At 58.8% G+C, this 26,395-nt stretch carries 23 protein-coding genes and 1 pseudogene; 10 read left to right on the top strand and 14 right to left on the bottom strand.

Features of this window, described 5'->3' with window-relative positions:
* Entirely contained in the window at positions 1-882 is an 882-nt protein-coding gene (locus BLR31_RS01305; protein WP_143009282.1) for a hypothetical protein, read from the bottom strand.
* A gap of 206 nt (positions 883-1,088) precedes the next feature.
* Here BLR31_RS01305 and BLR31_RS01300 point away from each other — a divergent pair, with 206 nt between their 5' ends.
* From BLR31_RS01300 to BLR31_RS01290, 4 genes and pseudogenes are all read left to right on the top strand, one after another.
* A complete protein-coding gene (locus tag BLR31_RS01300; RefSeq protein ID WP_176762452.1) occupies positions 1,089-2,477 on the top strand; it encodes an oligosaccharide flippase family protein in 1,389 nt (462 codons plus the stop codon).
* A 178-nt stretch (positions 2,478-2,655) separates the two neighbouring features.
* A pseudogene (locus BLR31_RS21955) lies at positions 2,656-3,078 on the top strand (sugar transferase); the annotation flags it as partial.
* A 64-nt stretch (positions 3,079-3,142) separates the two neighbouring features.
* Positions 3,143-3,418 carry a sugar transferase gene (locus BLR31_RS21950; RefSeq protein WP_244504910.1) on the top strand — a complete coding sequence of 92 codons (276 nt, stop codon included), beginning with the start codon at positions 3,143-3,145 and terminating at the stop codon, positions 3,416-3,418.
* Positions 3,419-3,526: 108 nt separating this feature from the next.
* The gene (locus tag BLR31_RS01290) at positions 3,527-4,549 is read left to right on the top strand and encodes an NAD-dependent epimerase (protein WP_090590114.1); all 1,023 of its coding nucleotides are present in this window, start codon (positions 3,527-3,529) and stop codon (positions 4,547-4,549) included.
* Between the two features lie 21 nt (positions 4,550-4,570).
* On the opposite strand, the gene BLR31_RS01285 is transcribed toward BLR31_RS01290, so the two are convergent.
* Positions 4,571-5,386, bottom strand: coding sequence for a metallophosphoesterase (locus BLR31_RS01285; RefSeq protein ID WP_176762451.1), 816 nt, complete (start codon positions 5,384-5,386; stop codon positions 4,571-4,573).
* 199 nt (positions 5,387-5,585) lie between these two features.
* Between BLR31_RS01285 and BLR31_RS01280 the strand changes: the two genes are divergently transcribed.
* Complete coding sequence (locus BLR31_RS01280; protein ID WP_090590107.1) at positions 5,586-6,671, top strand: glycosyltransferase family 4 protein; 1,086 nt, start codon at positions 5,586-5,588, stop codon at positions 6,669-6,671.
* Here the strand turns inward: BLR31_RS01280 and BLR31_RS01275 are convergent.
* From BLR31_RS01275 to BLR31_RS01260, 4 genes are all read right to left on the bottom strand, one after another.
* Complete coding sequence (locus BLR31_RS01275) at positions 6,668-8,071, bottom strand: O-antigen ligase family protein (protein ID WP_090590104.1); 1,404 nt, start codon at positions 8,069-8,071, stop codon at positions 6,668-6,670. The genes BLR31_RS01280 and BLR31_RS01275 overlap by 4 nt on opposite strands.
* A 39-nt stretch (positions 8,072-8,110) precedes the next feature.
* The gene (locus BLR31_RS01270) at positions 8,111-10,249 is read right to left on the bottom strand and encodes a GumC family protein (protein ID WP_090590100.1); all 2,139 of its coding nucleotides are present in this window, start codon (positions 10,247-10,249) and stop codon (positions 8,111-8,113) included.
* 151 nt (positions 10,250-10,400) lie between these two features.
* Positions 10,401-11,798: an O-antigen ligase family protein gene (locus BLR31_RS01265; protein WP_090590096.1), complete on the bottom strand. Its 1,398-nt coding sequence runs from the start codon at positions 11,796-11,798 to the stop codon at positions 10,401-10,403.
* Positions 11,795-12,496: a hypothetical protein gene (locus BLR31_RS01260; RefSeq protein ID WP_143009280.1), complete on the bottom strand. Its 702-nt coding sequence runs from the start codon at positions 12,494-12,496 to the stop codon at positions 11,795-11,797. Before BLR31_RS01260 ends, BLR31_RS01265 begins: the two co-directional genes overlap by 4 nt.
* Before the next feature lie 109 nt (positions 12,497-12,605).
* Between BLR31_RS01260 and BLR31_RS01255 the strand changes: the two genes are divergently transcribed.
* The 3 genes from BLR31_RS01255 to BLR31_RS01245 all read left to right on the top strand — a co-directional run bounded on the left by BLR31_RS01255 (position 12,606) and on the right by BLR31_RS01245 (position 15,962).
* Positions 12,606-13,127: a transglutaminase-like cysteine peptidase gene (locus BLR31_RS01255; protein ID WP_090590088.1), complete on the top strand. Its 522-nt coding sequence runs from the start codon at positions 12,606-12,608 to the stop codon at positions 13,125-13,127.
* Positions 13,128-13,307: 180 nt separating this feature from the next.
* Positions 13,308-13,733, top strand: a complete 426-nt coding sequence (locus BLR31_RS01250) for a hypothetical protein (RefSeq protein WP_090590084.1) — start codon at positions 13,308-13,310, stop codon at positions 13,731-13,733.
* A 120-nt stretch (positions 13,734-13,853) separates the two neighbouring features.
* The gene (locus BLR31_RS01245; RefSeq protein ID WP_090590080.1) at positions 13,854-15,962 is read left to right on the top strand and encodes a LamG-like jellyroll fold domain-containing protein; all 2,109 of its coding nucleotides are present in this window, start codon (positions 13,854-13,856) and stop codon (positions 15,960-15,962) included.
* Between the two features lie 30 nt (positions 15,963-15,992).
* Here BLR31_RS01245 and BLR31_RS01240 read toward each other — a convergent pair whose 3' ends face one another.
* The 5 genes from BLR31_RS01240 to BLR31_RS21295 all read right to left on the bottom strand — a co-directional run bounded on the left by BLR31_RS01240 (position 15,993) and on the right by BLR31_RS21295 (position 21,911).
* A complete protein-coding gene (locus BLR31_RS01240; RefSeq protein ID WP_090590076.1) occupies positions 15,993-17,138 on the bottom strand; it encodes a glycosyltransferase in 1,146 nt (381 codons plus the stop codon).
* Positions 17,139-17,791: 653 nt separating this feature from the next.
* Positions 17,792-18,559: an LbetaH domain-containing protein gene (locus tag BLR31_RS01235; RefSeq protein ID WP_143009278.1), complete on the bottom strand. Its 768-nt coding sequence runs from the start codon at positions 18,557-18,559 to the stop codon at positions 17,792-17,794.
* Entirely contained in the window at positions 18,549-19,511 is a 963-nt protein-coding gene (locus BLR31_RS01230; protein WP_090590068.1) for a glycosyltransferase family 2 protein, read from the bottom strand. The genes BLR31_RS01235 and BLR31_RS01230 overlap by 11 nt, the downstream gene beginning before the upstream one ends.
* Before the next feature lie 24 nt (positions 19,512-19,535).
* Positions 19,536-21,509 carry a tetratricopeptide repeat protein gene (locus BLR31_RS01225; protein WP_090590063.1) on the bottom strand — a complete coding sequence of 658 codons (1,974 nt, stop codon included), beginning with the start codon at positions 21,507-21,509 and terminating at the stop codon, positions 19,536-19,538.
* A gap of 216 nt (positions 21,510-21,725) precedes the next feature.
* A complete protein-coding gene (locus BLR31_RS21295) occupies positions 21,726-21,911 on the bottom strand; it encodes a hypothetical protein (protein WP_143009277.1) in 186 nt (61 codons plus the stop codon).
* 52 nt (positions 21,912-21,963) lie between these two features.
* On the opposite strand from BLR31_RS21295, the gene BLR31_RS01215 reads away from it, so the two are divergent.
* Positions 21,964-23,304: a UDP-glucose dehydrogenase family protein gene (locus BLR31_RS01215; RefSeq protein ID WP_090590055.1), complete on the top strand. Its 1,341-nt coding sequence runs from the start codon at positions 21,964-21,966 to the stop codon at positions 23,302-23,304.
* A gap of 69 nt (positions 23,305-23,373) precedes the next feature.
* On the opposite strand, the gene BLR31_RS01210 is transcribed toward BLR31_RS01215, so the two are convergent.
* Positions 23,374-23,709, bottom strand: coding sequence for a cupin domain-containing protein (locus tag BLR31_RS01210; protein WP_090590051.1), 336 nt, complete (start codon positions 23,707-23,709; stop codon positions 23,374-23,376).
* A 288-nt stretch (positions 23,710-23,997) separates the two neighbouring features.
* Between BLR31_RS01210 and BLR31_RS01205 the strand changes: the two genes are divergently transcribed.
* On the top strand, positions 23,998-24,249 hold the full coding sequence (locus BLR31_RS01205; protein ID WP_090590047.1) for a hypothetical protein: 252 nt from the start codon (positions 23,998-24,000) through the stop codon (positions 24,247-24,249).
* 66 nt (positions 24,250-24,315) lie between these two features.
* On the opposite strand, the gene BLR31_RS01200 is transcribed toward BLR31_RS01205, so the two are convergent.
* Both BLR31_RS01200 and BLR31_RS01195 read right to left on the bottom strand, forming a co-directional pair.
* Positions 24,316-25,659: a sensor histidine kinase gene (locus BLR31_RS01200; RefSeq protein ID WP_090590042.1), complete on the bottom strand. Its 1,344-nt coding sequence runs from the start codon at positions 25,657-25,659 to the stop codon at positions 24,316-24,318.
* Positions 25,656-26,324: a response regulator transcription factor gene (locus tag BLR31_RS01195; RefSeq protein WP_090590039.1), complete on the bottom strand. Its 669-nt coding sequence runs from the start codon at positions 26,322-26,324 to the stop codon at positions 25,656-25,658. The genes BLR31_RS01200 and BLR31_RS01195 overlap by 4 nt, the downstream gene beginning before the upstream one ends.
* Between the last annotated feature and the right edge of the window lie 71 nt (positions 26,325-26,395).

Genomic DNA, 26,395 nt, shown 5'->3' with positions numbered 1-26,395 from the left:
TTAGATCTGCGACCAGGGCTGTCGACCGGCAAAGATGCGATCGAACACAGCGAGCGCGGCAGCGGGGTCGAAATAACCCGAGGTCACGGCAGGCCAGTGGATGACTTCCGCGCGCCGCGCGATTGGGTGGTCGATGCGGACTGGCGCCGTGGCATGACCCAGCACCGCCAGCGCTGCAGCGCGATGGTGCCCCCCCGTGATCATGATGCGAAAATCTTTGCCGTCGAACAAAACGACGCCCTTAATGTCGCCATCCCGCGTGTCGTTTCGGACATAGCCTCTCTCGCTGATAGAGGCGAACACGCGCGTCAAGCGGACGATTTCGGCCTCGCCGAGTTCCAGCGAAACCGGCCCCCAGCCCTTCCAGCCCATTGCGGCATCGCCGGAGATGGCGTGCTCAATGTTGTCATTTTCGATCATCTGGCGCCATCGACGCTCGGCGTCTTGTGGGCTTTGGGGCGAGAACGGCATAATCATGCCAAACGGCCCCGCGGTCTCGAGTCCGTTGCCGAGCCCTTGCGGCCCAACTCCCAGAACCTCCACAGCGGATTGAGGCTGCCACTGGCGGTGAAAATCGTTGAGCGGCGATCCGGAATAACCGGTAAGTCGTCCCGCGGCGTATTGGGCAAGCGTATCGACAAAGGGATTACCCACACCGGCTGCGCAGGCAAATGCCGCTCCGGGCATGATGCGGCAATTCTCGGTTGGCACGTCGATCAGGAACGGCCGCAAACCTGCGCGAGACGCCGCCTCGATGGGGTCGGTTGTCAATCCACGTGCATCATAGATGGCGGTATCGTGCCGCACCGGTTCAAGACCGATCTTGCCCAATGCGGTTCGGATACTCGCCTTCAATGCCCTGCGGGCCCGGGACAATCTCATGGCAATCGCTCATGGGCTAGTGTGTCATTGAGTGGTCCGGCTCGCCCCATTTTTCGCCGGTTTGGCTACCTCCATTATCATCGAACACGCGTGCCGCGCCACTCGCCGTTGCAGGTGACCGCCGCCTATTTTGCGAGTCGTCCGTGTCCAAATCGATGACCAGCACACTGTTTCGTTCTGCCGGAATTTTGGCGTCGGGGACCGTTATGGCCCAAGTCATCGCGCTGCTGACGGCGCCGGTGCTGACGAGACTGTATTCGCCCGACCAGTTCGGGTTGCTGTCCGTCTATATGTCGGTGGTGGCCATTGTCGGCGCCGCCGCTACGCTACGCTATGAAATGGTCATTCCCTTGCCTAAGCGCGATGGGCTTGCCGCTCATGCGCTGGCGCTGTCGCTCGCCTGCGTTGTGGTGATTGCGGCGCTTTCCGGGGTTGTGCTTCTCGCCTTCCCCGACGCGATAGCAAGCTGGCTGGGCTACGAACGACTGCCGGCGTTCAGTTTTCTGGTTCCGGTCGGGGTCTTGGCGATCGGCACCTACACGGCACTGAGCAACTGGGCTGTGCGCCAACGCGCCTTTCCGGTGATCGCACGCACCAAGCTTTTCCAGGCCATATCGCAATCATTCATCCAGATCGGCTCGGCCTTCACGCCCTTTGCCACCTTCGGACTTGTGCTGGGCAATTTGCTGGGCCAGTCGGCAGGGATCGGGTCGTTCATAAGGATCTTCAGCCGGCGCGACCGCGCCGCTTTCGTGGGGCTAGACTGGGAGCGTGCCAAATTCCTGGCACTTCATTACTGGCGGTTTCCCGCTTTTTCGCTTCCGGCGTCAGTCGCTTTTTCGGCCAGCCAGTATCTCCCGGCTCTTATCCTATTTTCCCAGTTTGGGGCCGCTTCATCCGGGTTCTATTTGCTGGCGCAGCGTGTGGGTATGATGCCGGCGTCGGTTTTGGGCACTGCGATTAGCCAGTCGATTTACAAAAACCTTGCAGACCATCGCAAGTCGCGCGAGGCGGTTGGGCGCGCCGCCAGGGTGCCGGTCACGATCATGGCGGCGCTTACCATCGGCCCCGCTGCATTCGCTGCGGTGTTTGCACCTTTGATTGTTGAGGTCGCCTTTGGGCCAGAGTGGGTAGAGGCAGGTCACTACCTGCGCTGGATGGTGCCTTGGGTCTGCGCCACCGTCATTTTCGGGGCAATGACGCCGATCGTGGCTGTGCTAGGTTTTCAGAAACTTGGTTTGGCATTCCAACTGGGTTCGCTGGCAGCTAGCCTGCTTGCAATGTCGGTTGCCGGAGCGATGTGGGGCAGTGTTGGGGCCGTCGCTGGCTTTGCGCTAACAAAGGCAGGATCGATCGTTTTGTATCGTCTGCACATGTTTCACCTAATCGTCATAAATCCTTTTCGAATCGCATTGAGTATGTCTTTGCAGGCACTTGTATTTGTTTTGATATTCGTCATTACAAAAGAAATTGTCGATTATGATGTATTGAGTGAATTGGTCTATGTAGTACCTATTCTAACCGGTGCCGCGTTAATTTATGCTATTTTTGTGTGGACCGCCTTGCGAGCGTCGCGATTATCGGTTGGAAATTAGCGATCGGGCGTAAGGACTACTGGTCAACTAATATATGTTTCAACTCCGGATCAAAAAAATCATCTAAACTTGAAAATTTATGCTGTTCAAGCAAATGGCAGGGTGTATAGTGTTAACGTAAAGTTAACCTCCTTCAGCGGCGGCGGGAGTCGGGGGTAGAATTTAGAGGGCTCGGGCTATGCCGCTTAATGACCTACGTATGGAATCCGCTCCCTTTGCGTCCAATGACAATGTCGTTCCGGTGCACAAGGGGGTGAAAGTGTCTTCCGCTAGTGGATTGCCGGTTTTTTGGCGTGGTAAAACGCCTGTATTGGGACGGGCTGAACAGCCTGCCTCGCTGCAGTTGGCGCTCAAGCGTGCCTTGGATATCGCCGCGGCAATATCTCTCCTGATATTTTTGTTTCCGCTGCTGGTTTTTGTGGCGGCTGCAATCAAAATCACCGACCCGGGGCCGGTGCTTTTTCGACAACCGCGTGTGGGCTTGAATGGCGAAAAATTCGGCATTTTCAAGTTCCGGACCATGCGGGTGGCGCAATGTTCGCTTGAGGGGGTCCAGCAGACCCAGCTCAACGATCCGCGTATCTCTCCGCTTGGCCGATTCTTGCGGCGGACCAGCATTGATGAGCTTCCGCAGTTCATCAATGTGCTCTTGGGGCACATTGTCGATGGTCGGACCGCGTCCGCACGTCGCCGGACAATTGGCGGGCGGTCAGCCTTACAAGGATGTCGTGCCCTATTACGACGACCGGCTGCGTGTACGTCCTGGAATCACGGGATGGGCCCAGATAAACGGGCTGCGTGGCTCTACTGAGGATGCCGATCTGGCGCGGGCACGAGTCGACCACGACTTGGCCTATATCCAGAACCTCTCGGTTACGCTCGACATCAGGATTCTGTTCCTGACGGTCAAGCGCGAATTCCTTACCGGGAGTGGCAACTGAACCTTTGACAATGCCGTCTTCAAGCGCTTTTTAGAGCTGTTCGGCGTTCATCTAGACGTTGGGCAGCTCTAGACGTTTAAGCTTATTGCGTATCTGGAAGGCCGTCTCTTGAAGGTTCTCGTCACCGGAAGTGCCGGATTTATCGGCTATCACGTCGCCGCGCGGCTTATCGAGCGGGGCGACAGCGTTGTGGGGTTCGACGTCGTCAACGACTATTACGACGTCAATCTCAAGCGGGCCCGGTTGTCCCGACTCGAAGAATTAGGCACGCGGCAGGGCGGGCATTATCGCTTCGTCGAGGCCGACATTGCCGACCCTTCGGCCCTAAATGGTGCATTTGAGGACCACCGGTTCGACCGCGTCGTGCATCTGGCAGCACAGGCCGGGGTGCGCTACAGCATCGAAAACCCACAAGCTTACGTCGTCTCCAATCTCATCGGATTTTCAAATCTGCTCGAAGCGTGTCGTCGTCATGGCTGCGAGCATCTCGTCTATGCGTCGACGTCCAGCGTTTATGGCGGGCAGACGGATATGCCCTTCTCGGAAGGTCGAGGTGCAGATCATCCGCTTCAGTTCTATGCGGCAACCAAGCGTGCCAATGAACTGATGGCCCATAGCTACAGCCACCTTTATAGCCTGCCAACTACGGGTCTGCGGTTCTTTACCGTCTATGGGCCGTGGGGACGACCCGACATGGCGCTCTTCAAATTCACCCGTAACATTCTTGCAGGTGAGCCCATTGAGGTATTCAACCACGGTAACCACACGCGGGATTTCACCTATGTCGACGACATCGTTGAGGGCGTCGTCCGTACACTCGACAAGCCGGCCAGCCCGGACACAAATTTCGACCCCGCGGCGCCGGATTCCGCCATATCGAGCGCCCCGTTCCGGATTTTCAACATCGGAAATTCCAATCCGGTCAAGCTGATGGATTATATACGCGCGATCGAGACCGCATTGGGCCGCGAGGCGAAACTCACAATGCTGCCGCTACAGCCTGGTGACGCGCCAGATACATTCTCCGACACTTCTCGCCTCGCGCAATGGATCGGGTACGCGCCTTCGACATCGGTTACTGTCGGTGTGTCTCGGTTCGTCGATTGGTATCGCGACCATTATCGCGTTTGACCGCGCAGCAAGCTGCAACGCTCAGAGTTTGGCTTCCAGGACGTCATTGAGCCCGTCGGCGGTAAGACACACGGCAGACAGTCGTCCGGTCTGATATGCTCCAGTGTCGACGGCAATATGACCCGGCGTGACGGTCACGCGATCAAAAATCGTATGACCGTGGACAACGACGTAACCCCCGTCATGGGGCCGCTGAGGAAATGGGCCACGAAAATTTCTCATATCATGAGCCGCTTGCTTTTCGACCGCTAGGCCCGGCACAAGACCTGCATGCACGAAGACGAAGCCGGGCAGTGTCAGCGATAGCGGGAGCGACTTGATAAATGCGATGTGGTGCGCGGGAATGGTAGCTGCGAGCGTGCGACTGAACTTGGGCCAGTCACTGGCGAGCACTGTAGGAGAACGTGGCGGGAACCCATAGGACTGGAGTGTTTCAAGACCGCCATAATCGCACCAGCGCAGGAATGCCGTCCGGTCGGACATCGCGTTTATCATGGCGTCGTCGTGGTTGCCGCTAAGGACAATCCGCTTGTGACCGTGGTCGGCGGGCGCAATCAGATGCTCGATGACCTGGGCGCTATCTGGCCCACGGTCGATCAAATCGCCCAATAAAATGATCCAGACATGGCCCTGCCATTGCGTTGCGTGAGCAGCAATCTGTGCCTCAAGCCGGGAGAGCAGGTCGAGCCGGCCATGCACGTCGCCGATGGCATAGACCGCGGAGGGAAACTGGTCATGGCTAAGGCGGGGACTGGAGCTGTCCGTCGGAGCGCGTCCGACGGCCCATCGCCCCAATGCCGACTTGCCAATTGAGATCAGGGTATCGCTTTTGACCATCACGACGTCATGGCGGGAAACTGAGAAAAAAGGCAAGTCATCATGCGTCGGGCAAAGGCTTTCATCGCTTAGAGATATCATTTGACTGCGATATCGAAATATTTGCAAGGCGTTGTCATGGGAGCATTGCCGACAGGGAAGAATTCCAGCTACGCTCGGCCAGTACGAGTGGTCGGAAATCCGGCCGGGAAAGCCAAGCATGAAAGTCTGCGTCCTCGGCCTGCGTGGGGTGCCCGATGTGAGCGGGGGTATCGAGACCCATTGCCAGCATCTTTTGCCGCGACTGGCCCATATGCGACCCAGCGATCGCTTTACGGTGATCGGTCGGAAGGGCTATATCGGCGAGGCTCCCTATCATTTCGATGGCGTTGCCGTACGTCCCGCCTTTGCAATCATGCATCCCTATTTCGAGGCGATCAGCAATTCGTTGGCGGGCGTGTGGTTAGCGCGCTTTGCCGAAAGCAGCGATGTCATCCATATCCACGCCATTGGACCGGCGCTTGTCGCGCCCCTGGCGCGCATGCTGGGCATGAAGGTGGTCCTCACGCATCACGGGGATGACTTTAATCGTTCGAAGTGGAACCGGCTGGCCAAGACGGCGCTGCGTTTAGGCGAACGATTTGGTCTTGGGAATGCGCATGTGGTTTTGGCTGTTTCCCCGTCGCTGGCTGAACGATTGCGCCAGGACTATCCGGGAAAGGCTGATCGCATCTTCTATGTGCCTAATGGCGCCGACCATCTGGTGGGGTTGAAGTCCCATGTCTCCAGTGAGCTTCTTTCGCGCCTTGGCCTGACCCCGGGCCGATACATCGCGTCGGTCGGTCGGCTGGTGCCTGAAAAGCGCTTCGACGATGTGATCAAGGCACATGCGATATCAGGGGTGCCGGATCCGTTGGTGATCGTGGGGGGGGGCGAAAAGGACTATGAGCACTATCTGCACACTCTTGCCGGCCCCAACGTCATCTTTACCGGAACGGTTGGTCATGCCGATGTCGCTTCGATCGTTTCTGGCGCACGGCTCTTCGTACTGGCCTCATCCCATGAGGGCCTGCCGATTGCTGCGTTGGAAGCTGCTGCACTTGGAGCGCCCATAGTCCTGTCCGATATCGTCCCCAACAAGGATTTGGGTTTGCCCGGTGCCCACTATTTTGCGCTGGGCGACACGGCCCAACTGGCAGAACGCATCGCGGCCGACCCCGAGACGTTTCGCGCGCCGGATTTGGTCGGCAGGTTCAACTGGGATCGCGCCGCGCGTGAAACCAGCGTGGCTTACGACTCGCTTTAACGAAGGGTTCTGGCTTTCGCCGGATGCCTGAATTGGCGCGCGGTTGCCGGACGCAATGGGCGCGCGCGGCGGCCCGGCCGGATCGTGGCTCTGGAGTCGCGCTTGAGTTGGGCAGCGGCGGCGCGCGCCACTAGGTAATAGTGCGACGTGTATCCGCACAAAATGCCGTAGAACAAAATACCTTCGATGGTGAAGGTCGGCATGGTGCCCAGGCACAAGATCACATAGCTCACATGGCCGCCGAAGAGGACCCACTTCTTGGATTGCTCAGCCTTGAGCGCCAGCGTCATGAAGCTTACGACGACCAAGATAAAGCATGCCGATCCAAGGATGCCGATCTCGTAGATATAGGAGATGTAGACATTGTGGGCATAGAGCGAGAACGACTGTTGCCAGGCGTCAGGACCGAACCCGAAGACGACGTTTGCGATGTCTGAATGGATCGTCGTGAAGATATAATCCGACCAGATCATCACGCGGCCTGACATCAGCCCACGTTCCTCGTTTGAAAATTCGGTCGGCGGCTTGAACAAGTCGCTACCTGCCGAGAGTACCACGCCAATATCGCCAAGCCGTTCTGATAACAGCGCGAAAAGCAAGGCGCCGACGATGGCGATGGTGACCAGTGCAATCCCGCGCACGATTGCCAACATGCCGAGATTGAGCTTGCCCGACCCCGCAAGCGCGAAATGGGCCAGCGCCAGCGGCACCGCAGCGACGACGCTCGTGCGATAATTGGCCAAAACCAGCGCCGTAAACAACACGATGATCAAAAATGTACGCCACTTCCAGGCGATGTTGCTCAGGGTCACGACGAGAAAAGCAGCCAAAAGGACCGTGGAAAAGACGCCCTCGTGGATATAGCCACCGATATAACTTGTCGAACCGTCGGCCTCGGCTGCCTTGGCGTAGCGAAATACGACAGAGATGAGCTGATAGAACAGCGGTATGGCGAACACGGCCAACAGCGGCTTTGATACTTCGGAGTGTTCGTCGCCCTGCTCGCGCAACGCGGCAACGATGGAGAGGATGATGCCGATAAACAGGAACTGGCGGATCAGGGCATTGATCAACCCTTCAATCTCGCCGTTCCAGACGCCCGATATGATCAATGTGCCAACGAAAGCATAGACGGGCAGGGTGAGGCGATAACGCACCAGGTCACGCCGGCAGACATATAGCGCGATTGCTGCGATCCCCAGGGTCAGAAACGAGTTGATGCTCTGGCCCGCCATAACCGGTTTGGTGGTGTAAAGGTGGAAGAAATTGGCGAGATAGCGGATCGAAAAGGCGATAAACAGGAACAACAATGGTCCACGCAACCGCGGCACGAGCCGCATGGCAAGGCCGAGCCATCCCAGCACTCCCAGGATCAGCAATGGCAATGGCAGGCTCGACATCCGTCCTCGTTTCCGTCTCGAAAAGGAGCCTAACGGCGCTCAGTCGAGATAGTAGTTCTTGAAGCGTCTCTTGTTGTTGGCGCGCGAGATAGGTTGTCCATTGAGTGCGCAGAATATGCTGGCGGTTTCTTTGGTGGCTGGCTCGATCTCATGGAGCGCCGCGCGGATTTCGCGCTGCCGCGTCCTGCCGTGTTTGACGATCATAAGGACGGTATCGGCGTATTGTGCCAGATAAAGCGCGTCGACCAGCGCCCCAACCGGCGGGGTGTCCACGATAACGACGTCAAATCGCGTAATGGCGCTGTCGATGAGATTGGACAGCATTTCGCTCGAAATCGGCGCGCGCGCTTCCCGCTGGGCAGGATCGCTGCCGACGATGATCTTGGCCGGCGAAAGCTTGTCGGCGATCATGATCTGGTCAAAGCCATTGCGCTTGCCCGAGAGCAGATAGTGGGACAGCGCCGGAGATGGTGGAACGCCCAGTTCCTTGTGCACGTTCGGCCAGCGCAGATCGGCATCGATCAGCAGTGTCGACTTGCCCGAAATGGCATAAGCACGCGCCAGGCTGACCGCCATTGTCGTTTTGCCCTCCTGCGCATTGGCCGAGGAAACGAGCAGCACGTCGGCGCTATGAGGCTCGCGCCGCAATTGGCGCGTCGATTGGTCTATCGAGACGCGGATACGACGAATGGCTTCGGCAAAGCTTGAATAGGGATCCTGGACGATGATGGCCGAGAGCGAATGGCGCTTGCTGCCATCGGGGGCTTTGCCCGGTGAATTTCGTTGCGGCACCGTAGCGATAACCGGCGTGCCTGTAACGGCGGCCAGATGGTCCGCACTGACGATGCTGCCAATGAAATGCTCGCGTCCAAACGCGAGGCCCGTGCCCAATACAAGACCGCCAAGCCCTGCTGCGAAGATAATAAACGGCACATTGGGAAATGACGAACTGGAGGGCGGTACCGCTGCTGACATCACGCGGCTGTCAGCCACCTGAAGAAAGGCCTGGGCTTCGATATCGCGCAGACGGGTCAGCATCTGTTCGTATTGCGTGCGCGCAATCTCGGCGTTCTGCTGCAACTCGTACATATTGGCGAGCACTTCGGGCGGCAGGTTCGTCGTCAGGATCGATGATCGCAGCTGCAGTTGGGTGTCCGACTCGCGGGCGCGCTGGTCGGCGATCTGCTGGCGGAGGATTTCGAGCTCGGAATTGGCCTGGGTCCGGAGCTGTTCGGTGAGCGCCAAGAGCTCGGCACGCAACTGGACGGCCTGCGGAGAGCTACCTTGGGCATTGGCCTCCAGTTCGGCCTCAAGTTCAGCCTGACGGTCTCGCAACTCGATCAGTGATTGAGATTGCAACGTATCGGCGACCACCGTCCAGTCGCTGGCTGCAAGGCTTGCCTGAACCAGTTCGAGTTGTTCGGTCAAACGATCGCGCTCGGATATCGAGGCTTCGAGGACCAGCCGCAACTGCTCGATATCGGTCCGTCCCGTCGCCTCTGCCACCGTCGTGGCGCTTGTGAGAACGAAATCGCTGAAGGCTTGCTCGGAATCGATCAGCCCTTCGCGTGCGTCTTCCACGCGCTCGAAGAGGATGTCACGGCCAGCCATAACGCGGTTTATCTTGGATTCGACTTGGTTGCGGATATAGACCTCGGCAAACGTGTTGGCGATCATCGCCGCCTTTTCCGGCGCGGGTGCGTTTACCGAAATGTTGAGCAGATAGGTCAGCCCCTGCCGCTGGACCGAAGTGGAATTGCGCAAGATTCGGGCAGCATCCTGCTGACGCTCGACGATCGTATATTGGCTTGGCTCGGCAAGACCGAGCAGAATCATGATCTGCCGACGTAATCCTTCTCTGGGGAAGAAGTCGGGGTCATCGAGAAGCGCCGCTTCCTGAAGGACCGCATCGACGTTCGTCTCCGAACGAACGATCGCGACCTCGCTTTCCATGCGCGAATTGTCCGCCGCTGCCGAGACCGTGGGCGTCGTGGGATCCAGCAGGTTTTTTTCAGCCGTGTCGACCATGACGACTGCCGTCGCGCGGTAGGAAGGCTCGAGCGAAAGCGCGACGACCGCGGCCAACCCGACCGTTACGACAAAAACCAGAAGGATCAGCCAACTCTGTCGCCGGATCGTGCCGAGCGCAGTTCGAATATCAAATTCACCGTTGTGCATGGTCTGCGATCACGCGGCCCGGCAAATGGGTTGGGCGGATTGCGGGACGGAAGCCGCAAAATAGGCAACGAGGGTACGCATGGCTTTTATCCAAACTGCAGGAAGGAGAACTTTATCCACCCCAACAGCTATTGGATAGGCCAACTATTGCTCAAGGTAAACTTCGGTTTCGCGCAATCGTTCGTGAAGAGGATTGTGGGTAAAGAGAGGCCAGTCCTATGGCAATAAAGGCTGTAAACCAATAGGCGACTGCTTGTATTTCGAGACTGAAGTCCACAGTGGCATGAAGTGCTGCGGTGGTAATGATACCCACAGCAGCGGTAATTTGCGGCATAAATGCTCGGCTGTACCGCAATTTACTCGCCATCAATATGGCGGCGGCGGAAATTGATGCCGGTACTGCTGATCCGGCGATCAGCCCTAATTCGCTCCATAGCGCGAGATAGGAACTGTGGGTTTTGTCCCATAGCCTGTCACTACCCAGTGCGCCTTCGTGAAAGAGGGGAAAGACGACTTCAAATGCCCCGCCGCCGATGCCAGTCAGAGGGCGCAGCATGATGATGTCGCGCACTTGCCGATAGAGCTCGGCGCGAATGGACCACGACTGATCCACAGTCGCGAACCGTCCCATGAGGCCCTCGAGGTTGAGATAGAGTGCCGGGGCGAGGAGCAGAACCAATCCAGCGGCAAGCAAGGCTGGATTGAACGGCAATCGCTTCAGCCTGATCGCGGTGATGGCGAGAACGACCAATGCGCCGGCGCACGCCGCAATCGCGCCCATGCGGGACTGAGACCCCAGGAGTGCGGTTACGATCAGCCCCAGCCCGATGACTATCAGAATAGGGCGGAGCCAGTCGCGATCCTGCCGGCCATAGCGCAGCCTGCGGCGGCCGATTGCAAACAATGTGTCAAGCAACAGCGTCACACCCAAAACGAACCCAAAGGCCATGAAGGTGGCCAGAGAGTTGCGGTTGACGAATGTTCCTGTCACCGCGCCTGCGTAGGCCCATTTCTCCATTCCAAGCATCGTGTCGCCGGCCCGAAACATGATCAGCGCCAATGCGGCATGGGCGCAGAGAATTGCGTACATGCCATAGAGCGCAGCGCGTGATCGTATCCTGTCGCGCATGGTCATGAACACGATGAGAAACAGCAGCGCATATGACAGGGCCCGGATCAGCATCAACACCGTGTCGCCTGGCGAGAGCGATATCTGCACCGTCGAAATGTCGGCTAAGCCGGGCAGGCTGGGCAGGAGATATCCAATCGGCAGGAGCTGAATGAGGAGCGCCAGGATATGAACGGCAAAGGCGCCGCCAACGAGCACGATACCCATCGGCAATTTTTCGCGCGAGGCGCGCCGGACGCCCATCACGCCTATCAAAGTCCCGAAAATCCCAAGAGCGATCCCGCCGATGATCCAGACCAACGGGCGGTTGGCGCCTAAGGGGATCGGGATCAGCGCGAGAAAGATCAGAATAGCCGTCGTGAGCCAGGATTGGGGCAAGGGTGCAAGGCCATATCGCAGTCTATTGCCGATCGTCGTCATCGTGTTTGCGCATCGATTTGACGCTGCCGTCGGACTTCCCTGCGTTCCGCGAGATTGAGAAAGCGGCGCGAAACGCTTTCGTCAAGGCTAGGAAGAATCGTGTCGATCTCATCGCGAAATGCTGTGAGGGCGACGTAGCGATCTGCCAGAAACTGCCGACCCCTGTCGTGGGACAGCAACAATATCAAGTCGGCCCTATGCGCTGAAAGAAGCGCCTCATCAAGTCGGTCGCGATGATCGGATACGAGGTCGACACGCAGTTCTGCGACCCATTGTTCATTGGCGCCGGTGATGTAGGATTTTTCGATAGAACGCTCGAAGGCGGGCCAGTCGCGCAGTTGCACGGCGGCGACAGCGGCCGTCAACCATGCGACGGAAAATGTCGGCGACCGTGTGGTCATCTCGAGCGCGCTGTTGAGACAGGATCGACTGACCTCATCTCTGAGGCTGCTCGGTTGAGCACGCCCAACGATCGATGTCATGGCGCGACGGCATTCAAAGAGAAAACCCAGTTGCGAGGCCGTCGATAGTCCTGGTCGATCGGTGTTCGACGCTATCGCGGCAAGACGATCGGTATCGATCGCGCCCACAGGACGGCGTTGAGATGTTTCGCTTAAAAGCGCGAAGATACCCAAAACGGACAGGCAGAGGCCTAAAGCGACAATAAGCATCCGTTCGTTTGGCAGGGTAATGCTCATTTGTGCCGATCGCAGGATCGATGATTGCAGATGATACGCTGACATCATGCGATTGGTAAATTGTTAAGCGGTTCTGCGTCACCTTCGTCTTTGATGCGGGGTGGGTGCGATGGATATGCTTAGGGCAGTATTGATTGGCGCAACGGCCATCCTGGCCATGAGTTCTGCAGCGATCGCCAACTCCAATGTGCGCCCGCCTATCGGCCTCCAACTCTATTGCCTCAAAGACCCGTCGACCTGCCGACCGACCCCTGCTGCAGCCGTGAAATGGTCGACGGAGGTGTCGGAACTGCTGAGCGGGATCAATGCACGAGTGAACGCGGCTATCCGACCGCGTGCCGACGCGCAGACAGACAGCTGGACGCTCGGCGCGCGATATGGTGATTGCGAAGACTATGTGCTGACCAAGCATCAGCAGTTAATTGCGTCCGGTGTGCCTGCGGGCGCTTTGAGTTTCGCTTTCACCCGAACATCGTCCGGGGAAGGTCACGCGATACTTGTCGTTCGAACCGATCAAGGCGATGTTGTTCTAGATAATCTGCAGTCATCGATCGTCTTGCTGCAAAATTCCGGATATCGAATCGAAAGAATTTCGCAAGCGGGCTTGTTGACTTGGTCATCCCATAACTAAGACTTTATTGATCCAAGTTAATGCGACCAAATCATATGATGTTGCTCATAAACGCAATTGACTCTCGATTAACGAAGTATTAAATTTTTAATGCGGCGTTTTGAGGGTTTGGTTATGCGTCGATTGTTGCTTGCAGTTGCTGTTGTCGGGTCAAGCTTAGTAGCTTTCGCGGGTCCCGCGGTGTCCCAGGACTCGTTTGGTTCGGTCATATCCATCTGTCGCCAGGTTGCGCTGGAGGAAGTTGCCGCAGACGGTGATGGCCATCGGCTCGAGGGCCAGTGCGTTGGCGCGACAGGGCTTTACCTCGCCGCGATATCGCGCACATTGCCGGAAGACGAATTCAACAGTTCAATCGCTGATCTCGTTGTTGCACTCGCTGAGCTTCTGCTCACACCCGAGTGTGTACTCGAAAGCGAAATCGTAGAAGCCACGCTTCTCGCGCGCAGTCAGTCGACTGACCCGTTCCAGCAAGAACAATTACTGCTGATCGCCAACACGCTGAACGCATGCGATTTCGCAATCACAGCTGCTATCTCAGCCGGCAACAGGAATGCTCCGTTTGGAACCGATGATCGCCCAAGGGGCAATTCTGCCAGTCCGAACTGATCTGCGCAGTTTGGTTTGTTGCGTATTGTCGTCCGCATCGCGATGCGTTCGATTGCGCTTTTCACTCACCGCCGCAAGGGGTTTGCTCGCCCGGCATAGGTAAAAAGCTACAGGCTATTTATGAAACGTCGTGCCTTTCTGCTCGGTTCGGTTGGCAGCCTCGGGCTGCCATTGGCCCTCATGGCCATGGAAGTAGAGCAGAAGGAGGCCTATGTTGCGCCGAATGGGGCTGGGACCGGCGTGTCGCCGGACGACCCCGCTTCCATCACATTGCTGCCCGAACTCGTCGCGAGGCTTGGCGCTGGCGGAACGATTTTTCTTTTGGGCGGAACGTATGTGGTCGAGGAAGCACTGCGTATCGCGACCGGTGGTCGGCAAGGCGCTCCAGTGCTGATCGTGGGTGCGGCTCGAAATGGCGGACGGGCCGTCTTTGAGGGCAATCGCCGCCGTTGGACCTCGCCATCGAACGAGCGCGGCGCGGTGGATGCAAGCGAATTTGGCGGCAACACGCTATTTCGCATCATGGACGACGCATCGCACATTTATTTCGCGAATTTCGAAGCGCGCCATTTCGGTCGGGTGATCAATCTCGAGGCGCAGCGCTCGCGCGGGATCACTGTTGAGGACGTTGATTTTCTCAACGTCCGCGATGGCATCTACACGGACTCCCGCTCAGCCTGCCGCGACGTCACGATCCGCAGGTTCAATGGCCAGGGATTTTCGAAGAAGGCAATCCGCTTTCATGGCAACAGCCGGGACTGGTTGATCGAGGACTGCGAACTCGATAGTCGCTGGCAATTCGGTGACCAGTTTGCTGTCGGTATCGAGGCGCATAACGAGGCGCACGGGCTGACCATTCGTGGCGGCTTCACCATCAATTCCCTCGATAACCAGGGCGGAGACGCCGAAGCCTATTGGAACGCTGACGGGGTGGCTAGCGAGCGCGGAAACTACGATATTCGGATCGAAAATCATCGTTCCGCGGGCCATTCCGACAGCGCCTACGACCTCAAGTCGGAAACGACTGTCCTTGTCGGCTGCGTCGCTGAAGATTCCAAGCGTAACTACCGGCTTTGGGGCGGCGTCGGCGCCCAGCCGATGATTTTGGAAGATTGCGCAAGCCTGCGTCCACGCAAACGGGGCGGCAGCGGTGGCGCTCATCACGTCTGGCTCAATGGCGGGGCGGGTGGAGAGCGCACTGCGGCCTCCATCATCTTCCGCCGCGGTCGGTTGCAGGGGGGGGCAGTGGAGCGACCGGTGTTGGCAGAGGGCGGCAATGTCGCGGCCCACTTTATCGATACCGAGATCTCGGGCGCGGGATCGACTTCGGAAATCTTCTACGCGACCGAGCCGACATCGGTGTTGTTGCTGGGATCTGCAGATGGGCCGGCGGCCGACACGATCACGTCGGCAGATGCCATGGACGTCATATCGAGCACTAGCGTGACCATGGGGCTCACGGCCGATGGCCCTGTGTCGTGGCGATTGTCCGCGAGCGATGGCGGGTTCGATGCGGTCATTGACGGCGATCAACTCACAGTTGCCGCTGCAGGTGTCGGTGGATCGGGCACGATTGTGGTGGTCGCCAGGGATGCTCGTGGCGAAGCGCACACCCAGACCATAAGTGTTGCAGGCATCGCCAACCCGGTGGCTGAAGGTGTCGCCTTTGCGCTTGCTTTGGAGGATGGCGCCGTTCGGGATGCAACCGGGGTGCATCCGGTCGTAATGAGCGAAGGCGCCATGGTCGAAGATGGCGCGTTTGTTTTTGATGAGAACCGAAGTTTTTTCGAGGTTCAGTCGACGCCGGTGATGCTGTTGACCGGCCCGTTTTTCATCCGTGCCGAATTCGCGCTCGATCAGATGGATTACGGCCAACCACCCGATATCGTGACGCGTTGGGCAAGTTCGGGCCATGAACGCTCGTTTCGCCTCGGGCTCAATGAGGCGAATGCCATCTGTTTTTACTGGTCGAGTTCGGGTCGGTTACAAGAAGAAAATATCCTCGTCGGGCCCGTCCTTGTGGAGGGCCAGCGCTATAGTGTTGCTGTCGAGCGCGACGCGGCCGGCCGATTGACGATGAGCGTTGACGGCAGTCCCGTCGCATCGACGCCAGGCGCTGTTGAGGAACTTTTTGAGGGCAACGCGCCGCTTCGGGTGTCGGGACGCCCCGATGGCGAGCGGGGGCTGAAGGGACGGCTCTACGATCTCGCGCTCGGTGTTTCGGTTTAAGATCGAAATGAACCCATGACGGTTTGAAACCTAGTTGACCTGTCGCAGGGCGGGGCTGGCGGCTTCGATGTGGCGCTCGGGATCAAGAACCTGGAAGTAACGCGCCACCGTTGGCCCGAGTTGATAGCGCTGTGCGCCTTTGAGCGCGCGCGTCGAGCGGTCGCCAAACTCGCCGGGCGCCAGAACCTTTTGCAGCGCTTCCGCCATCGCGCCGGGATCATTTGTTGGCACGAGCACGCCATAGGGGGCCTCGTGTACTGCGTTGATTTCGAAATAGGGGCGATCAGCAAGGATTTCGCTCGGGCCGGAGTGGCAATTGGTGGCGATGACAGGGCGGCCCAGGATCATGGCTTCGATCAACCCATTGGGAAACCCCTCGCCATTTGAGGGCAGCACATAGCAATCGGCGCTTGCGACGATGGCGAATGGGTTGGCCAGAAAACCCGGCAGTTGCACTCTTCCCTTTCCCGATAGTGCGTCGATCTGGGCGGTGAGCGCGGCTCGCTTTGGGCCTTCGCCCATGATGATCAGTGTGCCCTTGATCTGCGACTTCGCGAACGCCTCGATTAGCATGGAAAAATTCTTGTTGGGCACCAGCCGTCCCATGGCCACGATGAGTGGGCGCGTTACTGACAACTCCGTCGGTGCTGCCGCCATCTGGCGTGTCGATACCTCATCGATCGGGTTGGGGATGGTGATGATCTTGTCGCGGTCGACGCCGTAATTGTCAGACAGATCATCTGCAATGCCGTCCGAAACAGCGATGACTGCATCTGCACGAGGGTAGAGCAGCCTTGTCAGAATTTTTGCTGCACGCCCAGGGATTGAATTTCCGTGATGGCTCGTTGAGTGAACGCGCTCGCTGATCACGCAGCGGATCGACAGCAGGCGGCAAACGATGACGGCGATCATGTTGGAGCGCGTGAGAAAACTCAGGCATGCTCTGGGCCGCAATTTGCTGAGAAGTCGATAAAGACCAAGAATGCCCTTTAGCGTCGAGCCACCCGTATCGAGTTGGTGGACCGTTACAAATCCCGGGACTTCATAGGCCGGGGGTTCGATATCGAGTAGCACGAGATGGAGAGGATGGGCTCCGGCGTGATCGGCGGCATTGCACAGAATCCTTGCCATCACACGCTCCGCGCCTCCACCGACCAGCGAGTTGATGACAAACACGTAGGGCTGTTGCACTGAGGCGCTGCTTTCTCAATTTTGCGGCTGGCAAACCCGCACCGGGTCGATCAGTATATTTACGATCTCAGATTCGGCGTGATCCCGCCCTTGGGGCTGGTCATTAAAAGAATTCTGGTTCACAAAAGGGTCAATTGAAAACTGTACAAGCCCCTAACTATGGCAGTCAATCGGGGCTAGTATGATGTCCAGTGCTGAGAACGTCATGAATCAAAACACGAAATTTGCGCCAAGGCCGCCTGCGCAGGACGATGAGGGCATGGACCAGCAGCGGTCAGTGCCCATTTGGCGGACGCGCATAGCAACCGTCATCATGCTGGCGGTCGCGTCGTGGGGCTTGGTCATCGCCGCAATCGTGTTGTTCTTCATTTTTTGAGGTGCGCTTTAAAGACGCGGTCCTTTGGCCTGCGGCACAGTATTTGCGAAAATAGTCGTAACCAAAACGATTCGACCTAAACTTTAGAATTTGGTTATCTATACTCGCTAGCTTAATCGCGAGCGTGTCGCGGGAACATGAAGTGCCAAAGGACAAAGGTTTTTCTGGCGAAGGATGGCGCATCCCGCGTGGATGGACGGTCGTGTTGCTTGCTATTGGCGCCTGGCTTTTCGTTATCGCCGCGACCCTGCCCGTCGTGGCATTATTCACCTGACATGTCCGAACTGGCCGATCTGTGCCCTGTCCCGCGGCCCCGGTCGCGGAGCTGGTAACAGGTCCGGATCATCGCATCGGGAACCATGCGGTTGATGTAACCCGTCGATCCCTGCATCGAGAGGATTTCAGCGGGCGTACCGGCCACCACGGCGTCTTCGGGTATATCGCGCGACACGACCGAATTGACACCGACCACCACGCCATTACCTACCGTGATCCGACCCACGATACATGTCCCGACCCCGACATAGACCCGGTCGCCGACTGTCGGAGAACCGGCGCGTTTGCCGCGATTGGCCTGGCCGATAAGAGTCATCTGAGCGATGTTCACATTCGCCCCGATGACGGCATCCCCATTCATGTAGATCGCGCCGAAGCGATTGATGAACAGCCCCGGGCCGATCTCGGTGTATTCAGGGATGGCGATCCCATATTTGTACCGACACCGCATCAGCATCCATTTGAGGAACCAGCCGAAGGTAAACAGCGTGAGTTTGCTATTGCTGGCCCACCCCGCCAGCCGCATCCAGACCGTATATTTGTAGCCTGGGGTAAACAGGAAATGGCGCCAGAACTTGAGGCGCCCGTCGCCGTGATAGCGATAGAGATCGGCCTTTAGGTAGCAGATGACGGTGGGTAGATCGGGCAGGCAACCGCGCTTGTGCGGCCGCGAGAGCGCGTCGAGATCGCGGGTATCAGAGGTCACACGACTTGAGGGCGCGATGTCCGTTTCATCTGGCGGGTTACTGGACATTGCCGGCTCCAACCCTGTCCTTGGATGGGCTGGTAAACTGCAAAACGCTGCCAGCCGCCATGTATGCACCAAGCTTGAGCGCATCCATTGCGCCTTCCGGCATATAGAGCGAACGCGCGAAATCGAGAGGTACTGTCTGGCGCGCACCGGCCACGAAGCGGGCATAGTTGACCAGTTCGTGGTTGGCGATGTGCTTGAGCTGGCGCCTCGTGTGAGGATCGGGCGTGCGCTCGAGAATGTCGGCGATCGAAGAATTGATGATCGGCAAAGCCCGGTGATTGGTCCGTTTGGTCACGCGATTGACGGCGTCCTGATGGAACTCTGCGGTGACCTCGGGGGTATGGACCGACTTACCGGCGGCGATGGCGCGCAGCCACATGTCCTTGTCGCCGCCGCGCAGGGCGCGACCTTCGGGAAAGAGTCCCGCCGTCTCAAAGATCGTCTTCCTGATGGCAACGACGCCAGTCCAGATCGGGCAGTATTTGTCTTTCAGCCACACCGAGAGGATGTCGTCGAGTGACAGTGTCACGTGAGGCGCAATGGTGTCGCGGGGTATGTAGGGCGGGAGATTTTTGTCGTCCTCAACGATTTCCCAGCGCGAGAAAGCGCAGCCGACAGGTTCACTCACACGCGAAATCGCATCGGACAGCGCCCTGAGATGCCCGGACATCCACACGTCGTCGGCATCAAGGAATGCGATCCATTCGCCCGAGGCGGCCCCGATCCCGGCATTTCGCGCCGCATAGCCTCCGGGCCCGGGCTGGTTGCGCAGGATGAGTTTAACCCGCTCGTCATCCATGGCCTGGACATAGTCCCGACTGCCATCGGTCGATCCATCGTCGATGATGATGACTTCGCGCGCGGGCAGCGTTTGGGCAAATATCGATTGCAAGGCGCGCTCGATATGGGGGCGCTTGTTGTAGAGCGGTACGATGACGCTGAAATCGGTCACTGACTGGCTGCCTGTGCGAAGGGGTTAGGAGGCCGGGCGAGGGCCCCAGATATAGCGTCCGATCACCCGCGCCGTCGCGCCGGTCATCGGACCGGGAAGGCATTCGGTCATGGCATTTGCAGCGGCACACGCGGCGTTGAAGCTTTGAATGGTCAGCCCATCCATGGTGCCATTGGGAACGCCCGCAAACAGCCCCTCCTCGGTCAATTCGCTTTGGACGACAAAGACGAAGGCACGGTCGTTTTCCTGGCGTAGCTGGTCGAGGAACGTGATCGAGGTGGCTGGCGTCAGGGACTTGTACTGGGCGAGGATCGTTTCGAACACCTCAAGGCTCTGGCCTCGGCTGGCTTCGAGCCGAATCTGTTCGATGGTTGTTTCCTCCGGTCCGAGCAGAGGCGCGTATTGGTCGACATAGTCCTGGGCGGCGGCCAGATCGGGCGACATCAAAAGCCCGTAACCGTCACGGTAGAGACCGATGATGAAGCGGGCCGCGGCCTTATCGCCGCTATTGGCCGACGCGCGGACCATTTCGATGACCCCGCTGAGGCTTTCGGCCGGGAACAGGCCATCGAGTTGGAGGCGGGCGAGGCGCGACGCGGCGCCAGGCAGCCCGCTTTCCGCGGCGCTCCTTAGCCAGTTATAGGCATCGTCGCGCACGGTTCTGACCAGCGGGCCCTCGGCGATTGCCGTCGAAACATCGATGATGGCTGCCGAATTGCCCATGGCGAGCGCCAACGAGAGATAGCGCTGCACGGCGTCGAAATCGGCGGGAAACGGCTCGTTGTTGGCATGGAGGATGGCAAGGCGCGTCGCCGCCGTGCCATCGCCGAACGATACGGCCTCGTCGAGCAGGTCGAAGGCGCGTTGGGGATTGGGCGCCAAAACGCGCCCTTCAAGATAGAGATCGGCAAGTGACCGCAGCGCCGTTGTGCTGCCCATTTCGGCGGCGGTTTCATAATATTCGACGGCCCGGCGTGGCTCCGGCGGCATGGCGACAGGCGGCTCAAGATAAAGCCCCGCCAGACGAAGATAGCCGGTGGGGCTGGTCTCGGCGGCCTGTTGGTAGAATGCGACGGCCTGATCGAAATCGGGCGGCAGGATTTCAGCCCGTGCGTAAAGGTCGCCCAGCGCGATATAGGCGTCATCATCGCCGCTATTGGCGAGGGCGGTGAGCATCGACATTCCGAACTCGATATCCTGCTCGACCGCTTCCCCGCGGATGTACATGTCGGCGATGCGATAAGTGGCGGAAACCTGCCCGTTGGCGATGGCGCGTTCGAAAAGCGTCATGGCCAGATCGGGTCGGGCCGGGAGCCGGAATGCGCCGGTGCGCAACATATCCCCGACGGCCAGAAGCGAGGTCGTGTTGCCCGATGCGAGGCCGAAACTGTAGTAGTCGAGCGCTGTCTGCGTATCGATGGGCACTGCACGGCCGGTGCTGTAGAGATCGGCGAGGAAATTGGCCGCAGATATCGAACCGGCGGCGTGGGCCTCTTCGAGTGCCGTCAGGCCGCGCTGCTTGTCTGCTGCGCTAAAGCTCGTGTTGACCAGAAGGCGGCCGAGCGAGACCTTGGCGTCGATCGAACCATTCTCGATGGCGATGCCATAGAGTTCTTCCGCCTGTTCCAGATCGGGCAGCATGCCATAGCCGCCGGATTCGTAGAGATTGGCGAGCATCAAAGTGGCTTCGCTGGCGCCGGCTTCATGCGCGCTGATCAGGTAGTCGACGCCTTGGCGCTGTTCCTCGGGACTCTCGGAGGCAAAGCGTGCCTTGGCAACGGCGAGGGCCGCTGCGCCGTCACCCGCATCAGCCTCGGCGACAAGCGCCGAAAGCGCATCATCTAAGAAGATGTCGACATCGTCGATTACGATCTGGTCGGTGATTTCCGCCGGTGACGCAGGCGTTTCGGTATCATCGCCTTGTGCAAAAGCGGTCTGCGAGACCGAGCCTGCCAGCGCCGCAACGCATACAGAAAGAAACAAATTGCGTATCAACATTGGCTGGGGCCTCTCCTATGCCCCGGCAGCATACTGTCTGGACAAAGATGTTCTCCAAGTCGTGCACCGCCGTCAACTTGAATCACGGGGCTGCCGATCAATTCGGTGGCAACGGCTTGTTTTGTCAGGGCGAGCGGGCTCTGAGGAAATTCAAGATGTCACATGAGATGGCGTTATCTCGGCTAGATGTGCCGGTCGAATTTGATTGTCGTCTGTCTATCTTAGATGCGCTGCTGAAAAGCGGCGTGGCTCAATATTTTTTTCAAGTTCGGTGCGGCAATTGAGGCGAGCGCAATATTGCGCGCTTGTTTCTGCCAGTTCTGCCGAAATGTCCCATTGCAATATTTTCTGCTTGGCGCGCGTCGGGTGCAGCGACAAGGGTGTTGCATTGGGATGCTGCATGCGCGTAATTCTAGCCGCGGGCGGATGCAGTGTTGTTTAGCAAGGGTTTTCCATGCGTCTTACGATTTTCGGTACCGGTTATGTTGGGCTTGTGACCGGTGCGTGCCTGGCCGATGTGGGGCATCAGGTGGTGTGCGTCGATGTGGATGCTCAAAAGATCGCGCGGCTCAATGCCGGTGAAATCCCGATCCACGAACCCGGGCTCGAAGATGTCGTGGCGCGCAATGTCGCTGCCGGGACGCTTGAGTTTACCACCGATATCGAACTGGCCGTGTCTCATGCGCAGGTGCAGTTCATTGCCGTCGGTACGCCGCCTGACGAGAGTGGCGCGGCGGACCTGAAATATGTGCTGGCGGTCGCGGAATCCATTGGTAAATCAATGGACAAGCGCAAGGTGGTGGTGGTCAAATCCACGGTGCCTGTGGGGACCAGCGACAAGGTGCGGGCCAAGCTGAGGGACGTCCTTGGTGGGCGGGGTTCGGACCTCGACTTCGATGTGGTTTCCAACCCGGAATTTTTGAAAGAAGGCGCTGCGGTCAACGATTTTCTGAAGCCCGACCGGATCATCATCGGGGCTGCGACCGATCATGCGCGTGAGGTGATGAAGGAGCTCTATGAGCCTTTCAATCGCAGCCATGACCGGACGATCTATATGGACGTGCGGTCAGCGGAGCTGACCAAATATGCCGCCAATGCGATGCTGGCAACAAAGATCAGTTTTATCAATGAGATAGCCAATCTGGCGGAGCTGCTGGGGGCCGACATCGAGGAGGTGCGGCGGGGGATCGGGGCCGATCCGCGCATCGGGTATCACTTCATCTATCCCGGCCTTGGATACGGGGGATCGTGCTTTCCGAAGGACGTGCAGGCGCTTGGGCGTACGGCGAGCGATATCGGCTATGACGCGCCGCTGATCGCTGCTGTCGAGGCGGTCAACAATCGCCAGAAAACGACGATTTTCGACAAGATTTCCAGCCATTTCGGCGGAAAGTCAGCCCTTGCGGGCAAAACCATCGCGGTCTGGGGCCTGGCGTTCAAGCCCAATACCGACGACATGCGCGAGGCGCCGGCCCGGGTTTTGATCGAGGCGCTATGGGATGCCGGCGCCAAGGTGGTGGCCTATGATCCCGTCGCGATGGCCGAGACGGGTCGTATTTATGGCCAGCGCGACGATTTCGTTCTGGCCAAGGACAAATATTCCGCCCTTGAAGATGCCGATGCGCTGGTGGTCTGCACCGAATGGCAGCAGTTCCGCGCCCCCGACTTCGAGGAAATGGCCGAGCGGCTGGCGACCAAGCTGATCTTTGACGGTCGCAACATCTTTGCGCCCGATCGCCTGAAGCGCGATGGCTGGACCTATTTCAGCGTCGGTCGCGCGCCGGTTTATCCTTAAACATCCAAAAAACTCCCGTCTGTCACAGGCGGGAGTATGGATCGTCGGGGATGGTGCGGGGATAAAGTCTTACAAAAAGTCCTCGCGCATGGGGCTGAAGGCGTCGATCAGATGGCCCGCAGCAAGCGCTTTTACGCCGTGCACAAGATTGGGCGCGACGAGAAAAGCGCCACCTTTTTCAACCACTTGGGTGACTCCATCGATGGTCACCTCAAACGCGCCTTCAACCACGTAGGTTGACTGGACGTGGTGATGCGCATGAGGGGTGCCGGAGGCGCCTTTTTCGAAGGTGACTTCGACCATCATCATGTCTTCGCGCCACACCATGATTCGGCGTTTGACGCCTGGGTCGGTGTCGGTCCAATCGCGGTCGCCGGATGCGAAGAAGGGGTCGTTTATTGCCATGTTTTCAAGCCTTTAAGCGAAGTTGCGGCGATCGGTGGTCTGCTGTTCAATTAGATTGCCGCACCTTGCATGGAGCGGGGCCAAGGGGCAAGCGGGGCGTGCACAACCTTCAACATATGGCTCGAGATCGGCGTTTGTGCCGATGATCGACGAGGCTATACGCCGGTTGGCAACAGCGTCGTGGGAACTCGGATTGTGTCGGTGCAATGTTGGGGCAATGTCGGGGTTCTAGGGTCTTTCCATCGCACCCCTCGACGGGTGCGATAGAACCTGAATGGAGACCCAAAAATGCTTAAAAAGACTACGCTCGCTGTTGCCCTTTCGCTTTTCGCTCTTCCCGCTTTCGCCCAGACCACAATCGGCGGCGTTCCGCTTTCGGCTGAAGGCCTGCCCACGGTCGTGCGCTATTGCGAGGACCTTGCATCGATGAGCCCGTCGGACCGGTTCGACCATCGCCCGACCCATGCCCAGTCGATCGCTTCGGGCATTGCGCTCCGGACCGTGTCGCTCGGTGACTGTCAGCGCGCCGGGCTGGTTTAAGGTCAACGACCATACGCCGCTTGCGAGCCGGGTTCTTTTAGAGCCCGGCTTTTTCGTGCGCGCCGTTCAGGCTTCGACGCGCGGAAGGGCGATGGTGAAGGCGGCGCCGCCATTGGGGGATTGCCCGACCTTGATGGTGCCCTTGTGACGCAGGACGATCTCCTGCACCAGATTGAGACCGAGACCGGCGCCGCGGGTGGAAGGTTTGACGCGGTAGAAGGGCTCGAAAATCTTGGCGCGCTGGGAGGGATCGATGCCGGGGCCGTTGTCATCGACGGTGAGCGTGCCGTCGCCGGCCACCTTGACGGTGATCCTTGCCGATTTCCCGGCATGGGTGATGGCGTTCTGGATGAGGTTGGTGACGGCGCGGGTCATGGCGACCCTGTCTCCGCTGACGGGAACGGTCTCGACGTCGCTCTCAAAGGCGATCTCGTCCTGCGACGCGATGACGAGAGGGGCCATTTCAGCGGTCGCCTCGGCACCGAGTTTGACGAGATCGAAGGTTTCGAACCGCGAGCGCCCGATATCGATGCGCTGCAGGTCCAAAAGCTGGTCGGCGAGGTTGGAGAGGCGCGCGACATCGAGCATCAATTGGGTGCGCTCGGGCGAAGAGGAGAGGAGTTCGACGCGGGTCTGGAGAATGGCGATGGGGGTGCGCAATTCATGGGCCGCATCGGCCATGAAGCGTTGGCGGCGCTCGATACCGTCGTCGAGCCTAACGAGTGCGTCGTTGAAGGCTGCGACGAGCGGCTGCATTTCGAGGGGGATTTCATCGGGGGTGAGCCGCATGCCCGGCTGATCGACATCGATCATGGCGGCCTCCTTGGCCACCTTGTCGAGCCCGCGCAGGGCGCGGCGCAAGGTGAGCGGGATGGCGATGATCAGGACCAGGGAAAGCGCTGCGGAAAAGATGACGAAATATTTGTTGGCAAATAACAGGCCGACCGAAAGCCAGCTAAAGCGTGGGCCGCCACCGGTGGCGATGTGGAGGGGCCCGGCATCGGAATTGGCCTGGCGCACGATAAGGGAAGCGACCTCGGGGAAATCCTCGCTGCCGAAATCGCCAAAGGAGATAAAGCCGAGATATTCAAGGGCCGGCCCGAAGGCTTCGGGGATCGGGCCATCGCTCACGACCTGGCCGTCCTCGGTGCGCGCGTAGTACCAGAAATTGGGAAACCGGGTGCTGATGGCAGCGAGCTTCTTGCCGGCGCCAATCGTGGGCACTCCGTTTTCGACCGTGATCGCTTCGGCGATGACGCCGACGATGCGGTCGTCGAGCCCGACGCCTGAGGCAAAGCGCGAAATGGGCACCGAGGCGATGAGCGCAAAGGCGACAAGCGCCAGAATCTGCAAGAGGACCAGCTTGCGGGTCAGCTTGTAGCGCAGCGAATTCCAGTGTCCTAAAATCATTGCACTTCCCGCAGGAGATAGCCGATGCCGCGAATGGCGTGGATTTCGACGCGGGCTGCGGCGAGCTTGCGGCGAAGGCGCGAGAGATGAGCGTCGAGCGCATTGGAGGCGATGTCGTCGTCAAAGCCATAAACGGCCTGTTCGAGCGTTTCGCGCGATACGGTGCGACCGGCGCGCTTGATCAGCGCTTCGAGGGCCAGCAATTCGCGGCGGGGGAGGTCGACAGGTTGGCCGTTGATGCGGACGGCGTTGTGTTCGGGTTCGAAGTCCAGAGCGCCGATGGTGAGGGTTTCGGACTGGAGCTGGGCGGGGCGGCGCAGGACGGCGCGCAGTCTGGCCATCAACTCGTCGACTGAGAACGGCTTGGCGAGATAATCGTCGGCGCCTTCGTCAAGGCCGGTGACGCGATTGTCGAGCGAGCCGAGGGCGGAGAGGACGATGATGGGCATGGCGGGGTTCTGCCGCCGTAATTGCGGGATGAGCGAGAGCCCCTCGCCATCGGGAAGCTTGCGGTCGAGCAGCACGGCGTCGTGGGTGTGGCTGAGGGACGCCTCGCGGGCGATTTCGAGCGTGGGGGCGTGATCGACGACCATTGAGTGACGTCCAAGGGCCGAGCGCAAGAGGTTGGCCATCTCGTCTTCGTCTTCGACCAGTAATATGCGCATGCAGACGGTCCTTACCTCTGTCGCCCTTTAGCGGTCCCCAGCCACCGGGCATTTCTCAATCCTGCGCGCAT

Origin of the sequence: Pelagibacterium luteolum (genome assembly GCF_900100665.1) — a bacterium.
GTDB lineage: Bacteria > Pseudomonadota > Alphaproteobacteria > Rhizobiales > Devosiaceae > Pelagibacterium > Pelagibacterium luteolum.
The sequence above is the reverse complement of the archived record's forward strand: the minus strand, read 5'-3'. Positions and strand labels throughout refer to the sequence as shown.